General features: G+C 71.2%; 11 protein-coding genes. 9 read left to right on the top strand and 2 right to left on the bottom strand.

Annotated elements, in window-relative coordinates:
- Positions 1-422 precede the first annotated feature (422 nt).
- The 6 genes from eccD (at position 423) to IE313_RS32045 (ending at position 7,854) form a co-directional block, all read left to right on the top strand.
- Positions 423-1,934 (top strand): type VII secretion integral membrane protein EccD, encoded by a 1,512-nt coding sequence (eccD, locus tag IE313_RS32070; protein WP_189938477.1) that lies wholly within the window; start codon positions 423-425, stop codon positions 1,932-1,934.
- A gap of 239 nt (positions 1,935-2,173) precedes the next feature.
- Positions 2,174-2,461, top strand: coding sequence for a 30S ribosomal protein S15 (gene rpsO, locus IE313_RS32065; RefSeq protein ID WP_189938550.1), 288 nt, complete (start codon positions 2,174-2,176; stop codon positions 2,459-2,461).
- 400 nt (positions 2,462-2,861) lie between these two features.
- On the top strand, positions 2,862-5,099 hold the full coding sequence (locus IE313_RS32060) for a polyribonucleotide nucleotidyltransferase (RefSeq protein ID WP_189938475.1): 2,238 nt from the start codon (positions 2,862-2,864) through the stop codon (positions 5,097-5,099).
- On the top strand, positions 5,096-6,475 hold the full coding sequence (locus tag IE313_RS32055; RefSeq protein ID WP_189938474.1) for a M16 family metallopeptidase: 1,380 nt from the start codon (positions 5,096-5,098) through the stop codon (positions 6,473-6,475). Before IE313_RS32060 ends, IE313_RS32055 begins: the two co-directional genes overlap by 4 nt.
- A gap of 124 nt (positions 6,476-6,599) precedes the next feature.
- Complete coding sequence (gene dapB, locus IE313_RS32050; protein WP_189938472.1) at positions 6,600-7,355, top strand: 4-hydroxy-tetrahydrodipicolinate reductase; 756 nt, start codon at positions 6,600-6,602, stop codon at positions 7,353-7,355.
- Positions 7,356-7,401: 46 nt separating this feature from the next.
- Positions 7,402-7,854 (top strand): hypothetical protein, encoded by a 453-nt coding sequence (locus IE313_RS32045; RefSeq protein ID WP_189938470.1) that lies wholly within the window; start codon positions 7,402-7,404, stop codon positions 7,852-7,854.
- Between the two features lie 112 nt (positions 7,855-7,966).
- On the opposite strand, the gene IE313_RS32040 is transcribed toward IE313_RS32045, so the two are convergent.
- Complete coding sequence (locus IE313_RS32040) at positions 7,967-8,521, bottom strand: SCO5741 family PH domain-containing membrane protein (RefSeq protein ID WP_189938468.1); 555 nt, start codon at positions 8,519-8,521, stop codon at positions 7,967-7,969.
- A gap of 137 nt (positions 8,522-8,658) precedes the next feature.
- Positions 8,659-8,910 (bottom strand): hypothetical protein, encoded by a 252-nt coding sequence (locus IE313_RS32035; RefSeq protein ID WP_189938466.1) that lies wholly within the window; start codon positions 8,908-8,910, stop codon positions 8,659-8,661.
- 265 nt (positions 8,911-9,175) lie between these two features.
- Between IE313_RS32035 and thyX the strand changes: the two genes are divergently transcribed.
- From thyX to IE313_RS32020, 3 genes are all read left to right on the top strand, one after another.
- Positions 9,176-9,916 carry an FAD-dependent thymidylate synthase gene (gene thyX, locus IE313_RS32030; protein ID WP_189938464.1) on the top strand — a complete coding sequence of 247 codons (741 nt, stop codon included), beginning with the start codon at positions 9,176-9,178 and terminating at the stop codon, positions 9,914-9,916.
- A 570-nt stretch (positions 9,917-10,486) separates the two neighbouring features.
- Positions 10,487-11,386 carry a 4-hydroxy-tetrahydrodipicolinate synthase gene (gene dapA / locus IE313_RS32025; protein WP_189938462.1) on the top strand — a complete coding sequence of 300 codons (900 nt, stop codon included), beginning with the start codon at positions 10,487-10,489 and terminating at the stop codon, positions 11,384-11,386.
- A gap of 238 nt (positions 11,387-11,624) precedes the next feature.
- Positions 11,625-13,310: a ribonuclease J gene (locus IE313_RS32020; protein WP_189938460.1), complete on the top strand. Its 1,686-nt coding sequence runs from the start codon at positions 11,625-11,627 to the stop codon at positions 13,308-13,310.
- Positions 13,311-13,603 lie beyond the last annotated feature (293 nt).

Below are 13,603 nucleotides of genomic sequence, written 5' to 3'. Positions count from 1 at the left end.
GTGCCGGATTCGGGAGTCCGCGGGGGCCGGAGTCGCGTTCTGTTCGGGAGGCCGCGGGCGCCGGGTCGCGTTCTGACGGACGCCGATCGCCGTGCGATCCTACTGACATATGAGCGGGGAAGCGGACGGTAGGGTGTCGCCCGGTTGCCCGCACGGGTGCGAAGTCCCGCACGGGGCGGGGCGGATGCCGCGGTCCCCGGCCGGTCACCCGGACGGCGGCGGGCGGCCGGCCGCGGGCAGCCGTCCGGTGCGGCCGCAAGAGCCGAGCCAGAAGGACCGGAAGAGCCGAACGCCGGAGCCGGAAGGCCGGAGCCGGAAGGCCGGACGGCCGGGCGGCCGAGCAGGTGCGAGACGCCGGAACCGGAAAGCCGGAAAGGGGGCCCGACCCGCGAGGGCCGAGGACCCGTGAGGGGGAGAAACAGGTGAGCGTGGTGTCCTCGACGGCGGCCGCCGTACCCGGCGGCCCGGGGCCGGCAGCGCAGTCCCGCGTCAGATCGGAGCTCGGCTTCTGCCGCGTCACCATCGTCGCCCCCGACGCCCGGGTCGACGTCGCCCTCCCCGACGACGTCCCGGTCGCCGACCTCTACCCCGAGGTGCTGCGGCTTGCGGCGCAGAGCCCTGCCGAGGGCGCGCCGGTCGGCTACCACCTGGTGCGCCGCGACGGCACCGTCCTGGACAGCGCGCGCACGTTCGCCGCGCAGGGCGTCCTCGACGGCGAGCTGCTGAGCCTGCGCCCCTTCGCCGAGTCCCTGCCGCCCGCCGTCTACGACGACGTCTCCGACGCGGTCGCCTCCGCGGTGTCCGGTGACAGCACGCTGTGGAACGAGACGCTCACCCGCGCCGCCGGCCTGGTGGCCGGCGGCGTCCTGCCGGTGCTGCTCGCCTTCGTCCTGTGGGCCCCCCAGCCGCTGCACGACATGCACGGCCTGCCCGGCATCCTCGCCACCGTCGCCGGTGTCCTGCTGATCACCCTCGCCGCCGTGCGCGCCCGGGTCTACGACGACCGGGGCTCGGCCGTCGCACTCGGCCTCGGCGCCCTGCCCAACGTGGCGGTGGCCGGCTCGGGGCTGCTGCCGCTCGGGGCCCACGAGGGGATCGGCCGGCTCCAGTTCCTGCTGGCGTGCGCCGCGGTGCTGGTCGCCTCCGTGGTGCTCACCGTCGTCTCGCCCGGCGGCGACGGGCCCTTCGTGGCCTTCGTCTTCGCCTCCGCCGTCGGGCTCCTCACCACCTTCGCCGCCAGCCTCGGCGACATGGCGCCGGTCGAGGACGCCGCCCTGTGCGCCCCCGTCGCGGTGGGCGCGCTGGCCTTCCTGCCGGGCCTTTCCATGCGCTTCGCACGGCTGCCCATCGGCTTCGAGTCCCCGCACGCGACGCCCGCAGGCGCCGCCGGCGACCTTGGCCCGCAGCAGCCGGTCGACGCCGAGCGCATCGCCGCCCAGGCGCGCCGCGGCCATGAGCTCCTCGTCGGTCTCGTCGGCGGCTGCGCCCTGGTCTCCGTCGGTGCAGCCGCGGTGCTCGGCTTCTCCGACAACGTCTGGGGCCAGCTCCTCGCCTGCGCCACCGGCATCGCGATGATCATGCGCGCCCGGCTGTTCCGCTACACCGCACAGGTCGCGGCCGCCCTGGCCGCGGGTCTCGGCGCGCTGCTGCTGCTCGGCCTCGGGCTCTGCCTCAACCCTCCGCACGACCTCATCCAGCACGCGCTGGCCGGCGACGGCGGCGCGCTCGACATCCGCACCCTGTGGCTCGCGGCGGTGATCGCCGTCGCCGCGGCGCTGACCACCGCCGTCGGCCTGATCGTCCCGAACAAGGGCATCACCCCGTTCTGGGGCCGCTTCCTGGAGATCGCCGAGGGCTTCGTGCTGCTGACGCTGGTGCCGCTGACGCTCGCCGTCTTCGACGTCTTCGCCGCCGCGCGCGCCATGACGAGCTGACCCCGCGGCCCGCCCGCCACGGGCGCGGCACGGCCGGTGACCGACTGCCTGCGTACGGCTGGTAGCCTGTCACCGGCCGTTTGTGTACGCGCCGCCGGATCCCGTGCACCACAGGATCTGGAGGCAGCGCCCAGCGGGTCCCCGCCTCCCGAGTCACGGAAGCTCCCCTGAGACCCAGACCAGGGGCACTCGGTGGCCGTCATTCCATGACGAACCAGAACGAAGAACGAGGAGTGAGCGTGTCGCTCGACGCCGCCACGAAGAAGCAGATCATGACCGAGTTCGCCACGAAGGAGGGTGACACGGGCTCTCCCGAGGTACAGGTCGCCCTGCTCTCCCGCCGGATCTCGGACCTGACCGAGCACCTCAAGACCCACAAGCACGACCACCACTCCCGCCGTGGCCTGCTGATCCTGGTCGGACAGCGCCGTCGCCTGCTCCAGTACCTGGCCAAGAAGGACATCCAGCGGTTCCGGACGCTCGTCGAGCGCCTGGGCATCCGCCGCGGTGCCGCGGGCGCCAGGTAGTACGCCGTGCAGGGGAGCGGTTCTCGCCATCGGGAGCCGCTCCCTTCGCATAACCCCGTCCCGCCGCGCCAGCCATGTGCATGTCACCGCTGCGCCGTCCGGATCCGGGCCACGGGGCCCGGCCCGCACGCGGCGCGTGCGCGGTGTCCGTGCCGCTTTGTAGTCTGGTGCACAGGACAAGGGCTTCCGGCCGCCGGCCGGGCGCCCCTCAGGACAAGAGAACAAGCCATCACTCACGAGGAGGAGCGCACCCCAGCCGCCGCCGGTCCTCGGTAGTGGCCCCCGGGCGTCGCACCCCGGGTGCTTCGATCGAAGACCGGCCAGCACCCAAGGCGCGCTTCTCCGTCGGTCCCCGCCACACGGGCCAGGGGACACTGCAGACGTAACGGAGAATTCGCTGGTGGAGAACGAGACCCACTACGCCGAGGCCGTCATCGACAACGGCTCCTTCGGCACCCGCACCATCCGCTTCGAGACGGGCCGCCTGGCCAAGCAGGCCGCCGGATCCGCCGTGGCGTACCTGGACGACGACACCATGGTGCTGTCGGCCACCACCGCTTCCAAGAACCCCAAGGACCAGCTCGACTTCTTCCCCCTCACGGTGGACGTCGAGGAGCGCATGTACGCGGCCGGCAAGATCCCCGGTTCCTTCTTCCGCCGGGAGGGCCGCCCCTCCGAGGACGCGATCCTCACCTGCCGCCTGATCGACCGCCCGCTGCGCCCGTCGTTCAGGAAGGGCCTGCGCAACGAGATCCAGATCGTCGAGACGATCATGGCGCTCAACCCGGACCACCTGTACGACGTCGTCGCGATCAACGCCGCCTCCGCCTCCACGCAACTGGCCGGCCTGCCCTTCTCGGGCCCGATCGGCGGTACCCGGGTCGCCCTGATCAGGGGCCAGTGGGTGGCGTTCCCCACCCACACCGAGCTGGAGGACGCCGTCTTCGACATGGTCGTCGCCGGCCGGGTCCTGGAGGACGGCGACGTCGCGATCATGATGGTCGAGGCCGAGGCCACCGAGCAGACCGTCAAGCTGGTCGGGAGCGGTACCGAGGCCCCCACCGAGGAGGTCGTCGCCGCCGGCCTGGAGGCCGCCAAGCCCTTCATCAAGGTCCTCTGCAAGGCCCAGGCCGACCTCGCCGCGAAGGCCGCCAAGCCGACCGGCGAGTTCCCGATCTTCCTGGACTACCAGGACGACGTCCTCGAGGCGCTCACCACCGCCGTGCGCGACGAGCTCGCCACCGCCCTCACCATCGCGGGCAAGCAGGAGCGCGAGGCCGAGCTGGACCGCGTCAAGAGCCTCGCCGCCGAGAAGCTGCTGCCGCAGTTCGAGGGCCGCGAGAAGGAGATCTCCGGCGCGTACCGCGCGCTCACCAAGAAGCTGGTGCGCGAGCGCGTCATCAAGGAGAAGAAGCGCATCGACGGCCGCGGCGTCACGGACATCCGCACGCTCGCCGCCGAGGTCGAGGCCATCCCGCGGGTGCACGGCTCGGCGCTCTTCGAGCGCGGCGAGACCCAGATCCTGGGCGTCACCACCCTGAACATGCTCCGCATGGAGCAGCAGTTGGACACCCTCTCCCCGGTGACCCGCAAGCGCTACATGCACAACTACAACTTCCCGCCCTACTCCACCGGCGAGACGGGCCGCGTCGGCTCCCCCAAGCGCCGCGAGATCGGCCATGGCGCGCTCGCCGAGCGTGCGCTGCTGCCGGTGCTGCCGAGCCGCGAGGAGTTCCCCTACGCGATCCGCCAGGTCTCCGAGGCCCTCGGGTCGAACGGCTCGACGTCCATGGGCTCGGTCTGCGCCTCCACCATGTCCCTGCTGAACGCCGGTGTCCCGCTGAAGGCGCCGGTCGCCGGTATCGCCATGGGCCTGATCTCGCAGGAGATCGAGGGCGAGACCCACTACGTCACCCTCACCGACATCCTCGGCGCGGAGGACGCGTACGGCGACATGGACTTCAAGGTCGCCGGCACCAAGGACTTCGTCACCGCCCTCCAGCTCGACACCAAGCTGGACGGCATCCCCGCGTCCGTGCTGGCCGCGGCCCTCAAGCAGGCCCGTGACGCCCGGCTGCACATCCTCGACGTGATGATGGAGGCCATCGACCGGCCCGACGAGATGTCCCCGAACGCCCCGCGGATCATCACCGTCAAGATCCCGGTGGACAAGATCGGCGAGGTCATCGGCCCCAAGGGCAAGATGATCAACCAGATCCAGGAGGACACCGGCGCCGACATCACCATCGAGGACGACGGCACGATCTACATCGGTGCCGCCGACGGTCCGTCCGCCGAGGCGGCCCGTGCCACGATCAACGGCATCGCCAACCCGACCATGCCGGAGGTCGGCGAGCGCTACCTGGGCACGGTCGTGAAGACCACCACCTTCGGTGCCTTCGTCTCCCTGCTGCCCGGCAAGGACGGCCTGCTGCACATCTCGCAGATCCGCAAGCTCGCCGGCGGCAAGCGTGTGGAGAACGTCGACGACGTCCTCGGCGTGGGCCACAAGGTCCAGGTCGAGATCGCCGAGATCGACTCCCGCGGCAAGCTCTCGCTGATCCCGGTGATCGAGGGCGAGGACGACGCCGAGGGCAACCCCCAGCAGAACGACAAGAAGGACGATGCCACCAAGTGACGTCCCCTAGCGCAAAGGCGACGGCCCGCACCTCTTCCCAGGTGCGGGCCGTCGCCCATACCCAAACCCTGCTCAAGGGCAAGGACGGCATCGGCACGGTCCGCCGCACCACGCTGCCCGGCGGTCTGCGCGTCGTCACCGAGACCCTGCCCTCCGTACGCTCCGCCACCTTCGGCATCTGGTCCCACGTCGGCTCCCGGGACGAGACCCCGACCCTGAACGGCGCCACCCACTACCTGGAGCACCTGCTCTTCAAGGGCACCAGCAGGCGCTCCGCACTGGACATCTCGGCCGCCATCGACGCCGTCGGCGGCGAGATGAACGCCTTCACGGCCAAGGAGTACACGTGCTACTACGCGCGCGTGCTCGACACCGACCTGCCGCTCGCCATCGACGTCGTCTGCGACATGCTGACCGGTTCGCTCATCCTGGAGGAGGACGTCGACGCCGAGCGCGGCGTCATCCTCGAAGAGATCGCGATGACCGAGGACGACCCCAGCGACTGCGTGCACGACCTCTTCGCGCACACCATGCTCGGTGACACCCCCCTCGGCCGCCCGGTCCTCGGCACCGTCGACACGGTCAACGCCCTCACCGCCGACCGCATCCGCCGTTTCTACAAGCGGCACTACGACCCCACCCACCTCGTGGTCACCGCCGCGGGCAACATCGACCACCAGAAGGTGGTGCGCCAGGTACGGGCAGCCTTCGAGAGGGCCGGCGCACTCACCCGCGCCGACGCCGAGCCCCGCGCCCCGCGCGACGGCAGCCGGGCCGTGCGCACCGCGGGCCGTGTCGAGCTGCTCGGCCGCAAGACCGAGCAGGCGCACGTCGTCCTCGGTGTGCCGGGCCTGCCGCGCACCGACGAGCGCCGCTGGGCGCTCGGCGTGCTGAACACCGCCCTCGGCGGCGGCATGTCCTCCCGCCTCTTCCAGGAGGTGCGCGAGAAGCGGGGCCTCGCCTACAGCGTCTACTCGTACACCTCCGGCTTCGCCGACTGCGGCCTCTTCGGCGTCTACGCCGGCTGCCGGCCGAGCCAGGTGCACGACGTGCTGAAGATCTGCCGCGACGAGCTCGACCGCGTCGCGGAGCACGGCCTGTCCGACGACGAGATCGGCCGCGCCATCGGCCAGCTCTCCGGCTCCACCGTCCTCGGCCTGGAGGACACCGGCGCGCTGATGAACCGGATCGGCAAGAGCGAGCTGTGCTGGGGCGAGCAGATGTCCGTCGACGAGATGCTCTCCCGGATATCCGAGGTCACCCCCGACGACGTCCGGGACGTGGCCCGCCGGCTGCTGGGACAGCGGCCCTCGCTCTCCGTCATCGGCCCGCTCAAGGACAAGCAGGCCGGCCGGCTGAACGACGCCGTCGCCTAGCCGCACCGAGCCGTCACCCGGCGACGCCCGGCGCGGGGCCGGAACAGCCCCGCCCGGGCCCTCGCCGGGCCCACCCGCAGGCCCACCGGTAGCGGCCTGGGCCCGTACCGACAAGGATCAAGGAATGAGCAAGCTGCGCGTGGCGGTGCTCGGCGCCCGGGGCCGGATCGGCTCCGAGGCGGTCCGGGCCGTGCAGGCCGCCGAGGACATGGACCTGGTCGCCGAGGTGGAACGCGACGAACCCCTGGAGAGGCTCACGGACGCCGGCGCCCAGGTCGCCATCGAGCTGACCTCCCCTGCGTCGGTCATGGACAACCTCGACTTCTGCGTCCGCAACGGCATCCACGCCGTGGTCGGCACCACCGGCTGGACCGAGGAGCGGCTCGCCCGGCTGACGGGCTGGCTCGACGCCGCACCCGGGACCGGTGTCCTCGTCGCGCCGAACTTCTCCATCGGTGCCGTCCTGACCATGAAGTTCGCGGAGGCGGCCGCCCCGTACTTCGAGTCCGTCGAGGTCATCGAGCTGCACCACCCCAAGAAGGTCGACGCCCCCAGCGGCACCGCCGCCCGGACCGCGCAGCTCATCGCGGGGGCACGGGCCAAGGCGGGCAGCGCACCCGCGCCGGACGCCACCGCCACCGCGTTGGACGGTGCCCGCGGCGCGAGCGTGGACGGCGTCCCGGTGCACTCGGTACGGCTGCGCGGCCTCCTCGCGCACCAGGAGGTACTGCTCGGCGGCGAGGGCGAGACCCTCACCATCCGGCACGACTCACTGCACCACAGCAGCTTCATGCCGGGCATCCTGCTCGCGGCGCGCCGGGTCGTGGACACGCCCGGCCTCACCTACGGCCTGGAGCACTTCCTCGACCTCGACGTCTGACCCGGCCCGAACCACCCGGCCATCCGACCACCGGACGGTGACTGCGATGCGCGCGAAGGCGACCTACGCGATCACGGCGGCCGTCCTGATCGTCCATCTCGTGCTGGCCGGCAGCCGCGGTGTGCTGCTGGTCCGGCACGGCACACCGCTCACCGTCGCCTTCGGCGCGGCGGTCCTGGTCCTGCCGCTGCTCGGCCTGTGGTTCCTGTGGAAGAACACGAGCTTCGTACGGCGTGCGCACCGGCTCGCCGCCGAGCTGGACGCCGAGGGCGGGCTGCCGGTGGACGAGCTGCTGCGCACGCCGGCCGGGCGGCCCGACCGGGCGAGCGCGGACGCCGTCTTCCGGCGCCGCAGGGCCGAGACCGAGCGCGCCCCGGAGGACTGGCGCTGCTGGTTCAGGCTGGCCGTGGCCTACCACGACGCCCGCGACACGCCCCGCGCCCGCAGGGCGATACAGCGCGCGATCGCCCTGCACGACGCGAAGCCGGCACGGGGGTGAGGACGGCGCCCTCCAGGGTCCGCTGAGTCCGCGGATCCGCTACCGGTACGGGACGGCGCTCCCGCAGCAACCGGCACGGGGCGTGAGCGGCGCTCCCGCGGGGCGCGGGGCCTCAGTGCCTGCGGTACTCCTCGGCCCATGCCTCCACCGAGTCCGAGGCGCGGTCGAAGGAACCGGGGCGGTGCAGGAAGTCGCCGTCGTGCGTGGTGAGCAGCGCCGGCAGGTCGCCCTGGCGGTCCCTGCGGACGAGGATCAGCGCCTGCCCCTGCACGGTGCGCGGCAGACCCAGCCAGCGCACCGGCTGCTGCACCGTGCGCACGTCGGCCACCTGCTCCCAGCGGACCGTACGGGTGGCGAAGAAGCCGACGCGCCGCAGGCCCTGCGCACTGACCCAGGTACCCGCCCTGAGCAGCCGGAGCGTACCGAGGATGATCAGCACGGCAAGGCCCGCGCACGCCGTGCCGCCGGCCGCGGTCCCCGCGAAGGCGATGATCACGGCTGCCGCCAGCACGTAGGAGGCCAGCAGCAGGAGCACCGCCGCCGCACCCACCCGCCAGGGGCCGGGTCGGTAGGGGCGGCGCCAGCGGTCACGGTCGTCGGACGGCAGCGCTATGTCGGTGGACGCCTCGTCGAACGCGCGGTCGGCCGTCAGGAAGGGCAGGGGCACGGCTGATCCTCACTCAGTGCATGCAGGGCTGTGGTCGGTGAGGCTATCCAGCCGCGCGGCGGCCCACCACCCTCGGGGTCCGCACCGGCGGCGGCCGGTGGGCGCGGTGCCTGGCGCGGACCCCTCCGAGCGGTCGGTCAGCGGCCCCCGTCGGTGCTCTGCTGCGCTTCGGAGTGGTGCACCTGCGCCGGGGGCTGGTCCGCCGAGAGCGCGGGCAGCCCGAGGAGCACCGACCCGACGAGCCCGGCGACGATGGTCATGCCGAGCAGGACGCGGCCCGCCAGCTCACCGGCGCTGGCCCGCCGCCGCGGCGGGGGAGCCACATTGCTGCGGAACCGGTCGGCATCGGCGAGAAAGGCGAAGGGGATGGGCTCACGCCGGCGGAACATGGGACTGCTTCTCCTCGGGAGTGCTTCGGACGACAGGGGCGCCTCGAACAGAGCGCCGCCACCCCTAGAGACGCTCGAATCCACCGAGAGGTGCCCGTTTCAGAGAATTCGTCGGCGTTCCGTAGCAATCACTGGAGTTCACAGGCTTCGCCGCTGTTCACAGCGGTACGGGGGCGTATGCGGCCCCCTGGTGACGGCGGGCGCTGTCAGTGCCGGACCGTAGAGTGGGCGGCGCCCGAGCCAAGAGGGGAAGGACCCTGAAGCCGTGACCGACACACCCGCCGACGACCCCAAGCCCAGCTTCCGCAGCGATATCACCGTCGAGCTGGTGAAGCACGCCGCGAGCGACTCCGACGTGCTGTGGGCAGCCCGTGTCTCCACCGCCGGCGAGCAGTCGCTCGACGAGCTGAAGAAGGACCCGGAGCGCTCCAAGGGCCTGATCAACTTCCTGATGCGGGACCGGCACGGCAGCCCCTTCGAGCACAACTCGATGACCTTCTTCATCAGCGCCCCGATCTTCGTCTTCCGCGAGTTCATGCGGCACCGCGTCGGCTGGTCGTACAACGAGGAATCGGGCCGCTACCGCCACCTCCAGCCCGTCTTCTACGTGCCCGGCGCCGACCGCAAGCTCGTGCAGGAGGGCCGCCCGGGGAAGTACGTCTTCGTGCCCGGCACCGAGGAGCAGCACGAGCTGACCGTCCGCGCCATGGAGGACTCCTACCGCCAGGCGTACGAGGCGTACCAGGAGATGCTGGCCGCCGGCGTGGCCCGCGAAGTGGCCCGCGCCGTGCTGCCGGTCGGCCTCTTCTCGTCGATGTACGCCACCTGCAACGCCCGCTCGCTCATGCACTTCCTCGGCCTGCGCACCCAGCACGAGCTGGCCAAGGTGCCGTCCTTCCCGCAGCGCGAGATCGAGATGGTCGGGGAGCGCATGGAGGAGCACTGGGCCCGGCTGATGCCGCTGACGCACGCGGCTTTCAATGCGAACGGGCGCGTGGCGCCGTAGGCACCCTGGTGCGTCGGTGCGTCGGTGCGTCGGTGCGTCGGTGCGTCGGTGCGTCGGTGCGTCGGTGCGTGTGTCGGTGTGCCGGTGTTCGTGCGACGTGTGTCGGTGTGCCGGTCGCGCGTCGCAGGCATGGACCGGGGTGTCGGCCTGTCCGTGTCGCAGCCGTGCGCCTCGGCCGGCCCCTGGTTCCCCGCTCCCCCGGCCTCCCCGGCCCCGGTGGGGCGGTCGGGCCCGAAACCGTCCGGAGGCCGGGGGCGCGGCCGCGGCTGCGGTGCCGGATCACCCCTGCCTACCGCCGCCCATCCCGTCCACGGCTTTCGACCCGTCGATTCAGCCAGGCGATCCGCCCGTATTGCGGTGTTTAAGGGTATTCATCTAGCCTGATTTGACGGGTCCGGCACTGCTTGAACCCCCGAGCAGGCAGTGCCGGGCTCCACCCCTGCCCCCGTCCGCCCCCCGTCCGTCCCCGTCCTGGCGTCGCGCTTCGCGCGGTGTCCGTCCCGGTTCCGTCCCCCCGGGCGCGTCCCCCGAGGGAGGACCGCGCGCTGAGCAGCGAGTAGCGTATTACCCATGGCTCCGACCTCCACTCCGCAGATCCCCTTCGGGCGGGTCCTCACCGCCATGGTCACGCCCTTCACGGCGGACGGCGCTCTGGACCTCGACGGCGCACAGCAGCTCGCCGCCCATCTGGTGGACGCCGGCAACGACGGCCTGGTCGTCAACGGCACCACCGGCGAGTCCCCGACCACCACCAACGCGGAGAAAACGGAGCTGGTACGGGCGGTCCTGGCGGCGGTGGGCGACCGTGCCCACATCGTCGCGGGCGTCGGCACCAACGACACCCGGCACAGCATCGAGCTGGCACGCGCCGCCGAGCAGGCCGGCGCACACGGCCTGCTCACGGTCACGCCCTACTACAACAAGCCCCCGCAAGAAGGGCTCTACCAGCACTTCACGGCCATCGCCGACGCCACCGGACTGCCGGTGATGCTCTACGACATCCCGGGCCGCAGCGGCGTGCCGATCAACACCGAGACCATCGTCCGCCTCGCCGAGCACCCCAGGATCGTCGCGAACAAGGACGCCAAGGGCGACCTCGGTCGTGCCGGCTGGGCCATCGCCCGCTCCGGCCTCGCCTGGTACTCCGGCGACGACATGCTGAACCTGCCGCTGCTCTCGGTGGGGGCCGTCGGCTTCGTCTCCGTGGTCAGCCACGTCGTCACCCCGGAGCTGCGCGCCATGCTGCGGGCGTTCACCGAGGGTGACGTCCAGAAGGCCACTGAGATCCACCAGAAGCTGCTGCCCGTCTTCACCGGCATGTTCCGCACACAGGGCGTCATCACCAGCAAGGCGGCGCTCGGCCTGCAGGGCCTGCCCGGAGGACCGCTGCGCCTGCCGCTGGTCGAGCTCTCCGAGGAGGAGACCGCCCAACTGAAGCTCGACCTGGCCGCCGGCGGGGTACAGCTCTGAGTACAGGGAGCCCGCCGGCCCGGCGGCCGTGGCCGCCGCCCCCGCCGAGCCGCCGCCCCACAAGGACTTCACAACTGAATACGCACAACTCAATGAACGCCGGACAGGAACACGGGGCCGTGCCTGAGCACGTCCAGGACAAAGAGTCCTCCCGTTCCACCGGCAACTGCTACTGCACGAACGTCATGCGCGCCACGTGCCCCTTCCGGTACGTGGCGCGCATGGTGAGGAGAGTCTTTTGAGTCATCCGCATCCTGAACTCGGCGCGCCGCCGAAGTTGCCTTCCGGCGGCCTGCGCGTCACCCCGCTCGGCGGCCTCGGTGAGATCGGCCGCAACATGACCGTCTTCGAATACGAAGGCCGTCTGCTGATCGTCGACTGCGGAGTGCTCTTCCCGGAGGAGGAGCAGCCCGGAATCGATCTGATCCTGCCGGATTTCTCGTCGATCAGGGACCGCCTCGACGATATCGAGGGCATCGTCCTCACCCATGGCCACGAGGACCACATCGGCGGTGTTCCCTTCCTCCTCCGCGAGAAGGAGGACATCCCGCTGATCGGCTCCAAGCTCACCCTCGCGTTGATCGAGGCGAAGCTCCAGGAGCACCGCATCCGGCCGTACACCCTGGAGGTCACCGAGGGCCGGCGGGAGCGCATCGGGCCGTTCGACTGCGAGTTCGTCGCCGTCAACCACTCCATCCCCGACGCCCTCGCCGTCGCCATCCGCACGCCCGCAGGCATGGCCGTGCACACCGGTGACTTCAAGATGGACCAGCTCCCGCTGGACAACCGCCTCACCGACCTGCACGCCTTCGCCCGGCTCAGCGAGGAGGGCATCGACCTGCTCCTCGCGGACTCGACCAACGCCGAGGTGCCCGGTTTCACGCCGCACGAGCGCGACATCTCCCAGGTGCTGCGCCAGGTCTTCGCCGGCGCCCGCAAGCGGATCATCGTGGCGAGCTTCGCCAGCCATGTGCACCGCATCCAGCAGATCCTGGACGCGGCCCACGAGTACGGGCGGCGGGTCGCCTTCGTCGGCCGCTCCATGGTCCGCAACATGGGCATCGCCCGTGACCTCGGCTACCTGCGGGTTCCCCCGGGGCTCGTCGTGGACGTCAAGACCCTCGACGACCTGCCGGACCACGAGGTGGTCCTCGTCTGCACCGGTTCCCAGGGCGAGCCCATGGCGGCGCTGTCCCGGATGGCCAACCGCGACCACCAGATCCGCATCGTCGACGGCGACACGGTGATCCTGGCGTCCTCGCTCATCCCGGGCAACGAGAACGCCGTCTACCGCGTGATCAACGGACTCACCCGTTGGGGCGCGAACGTCATCCACAAGGGCAATGCGAAGGTCCATGTCTCCGGCCATGCCTCGGCCGGCGAGCTGCTGTACTTCTACAACATCTGCCGACCCAAGAACCTGATGCCCGTGCACGGCGAGTGGCGCCATCTGCGCGCCAACGCCGAGCTGGGCGCGCTCACCGGAGTGCCGCACGACCGCATCGTGATCGCCGAGGACGGCGTGGTGGTCGACCTGGTCGAGGGCAAGGCCAAGATCTCGGGCAAGGTCCAGGCGGGCTACGTGTACGTGGACGGCCTCTCGGTCGGCGACGTCAACGAGACCTCCCTCAAGGACCGCCGCATCCTCGGTGACGAGGGCATCATCTCCGTCTTCGTCGTCGTGGACTCCTCCACGGGCAAGATCACCGGCGGGCCCTACGTCCAGGCCCGCGGCTCGGGCATCGACGACGCCGCCTTCAACGGCGTCCTCCCGAAGATCCAGGAAGTCCTGGAGCGCTCGGCCCAGGACGGCGTGGTGGAGCCGCACCAGTTGCAGCAGCTCGTGCGGCGCACGCTCGGCAAGTGGGTCTCCGACACCTACCGCCGCCGCCCGATGATCCTCCCGGTCGTGGTCGAGGTCTGACCTGGCCGCGAGGTCTGACCTGGCCGGTACACATCGGCCGCCAACTGTGAGCAGGGCGCCTCGATTTGCATCCGGGCGCCCTGCTCCAGTACGTTTACGGCTCCGCCTCGACGGTCACCCGACGAACCCTCACACGAGGGTTCAGGGGAGCCGAGCGGGGTGGAAATTCCGACTCAGAACTTCTGATAAAGTCGGGATCACCGAAGGGAAACGCCTGGAGGAAAGCCGCGGAGGGTCGCGGTGAGTACGAAGGAAGTGTCCGTTCCTTGAGAACTCAACAGCGTGCCAAAAGT

This window comes from Streptomyces sulfonofaciens, from assembly GCF_014656295.1.
In the GTDB taxonomy this organism is placed as follows: Bacteria; Actinomycetota; Actinomycetes; order Streptomycetales; family Streptomycetaceae; genus Streptomyces; species Streptomyces sulfonofaciens.
Note: the sequence above shows the minus strand (reverse complement) of the source record. Positions and strands in the feature narration are given on the sequence as shown.

Excerpts from the sequence above, each read along its gene's own strand:
- dapB (WP_189938472.1), top strand. The coding sequence starts at position 6,600 with ATGAGCAAGCTGCGCGTGGCGGTGCTCGGCGCCCGGGGCCGGATCGGC.
- IE313_RS32045 (WP_189938470.1), top strand. The coding sequence starts at position 7,402 with ATGCGCGCGAAGGCGACCTACGCGATCACGGCGGCCGTCCTGATCGTC.
- IE313_RS32035 (WP_189938466.1), bottom strand. The coding sequence starts at position 8,910 with ATGTTCCGCCGGCGTGAGCCCATCCCCTTCGCCTTTCTCGCCGATGCC.
- dapA (WP_189938462.1), top strand. The coding sequence starts at position 10,487 with ATGGCTCCGACCTCCACTCCGCAGATCCCCTTCGGGCGGGTCCTCACC.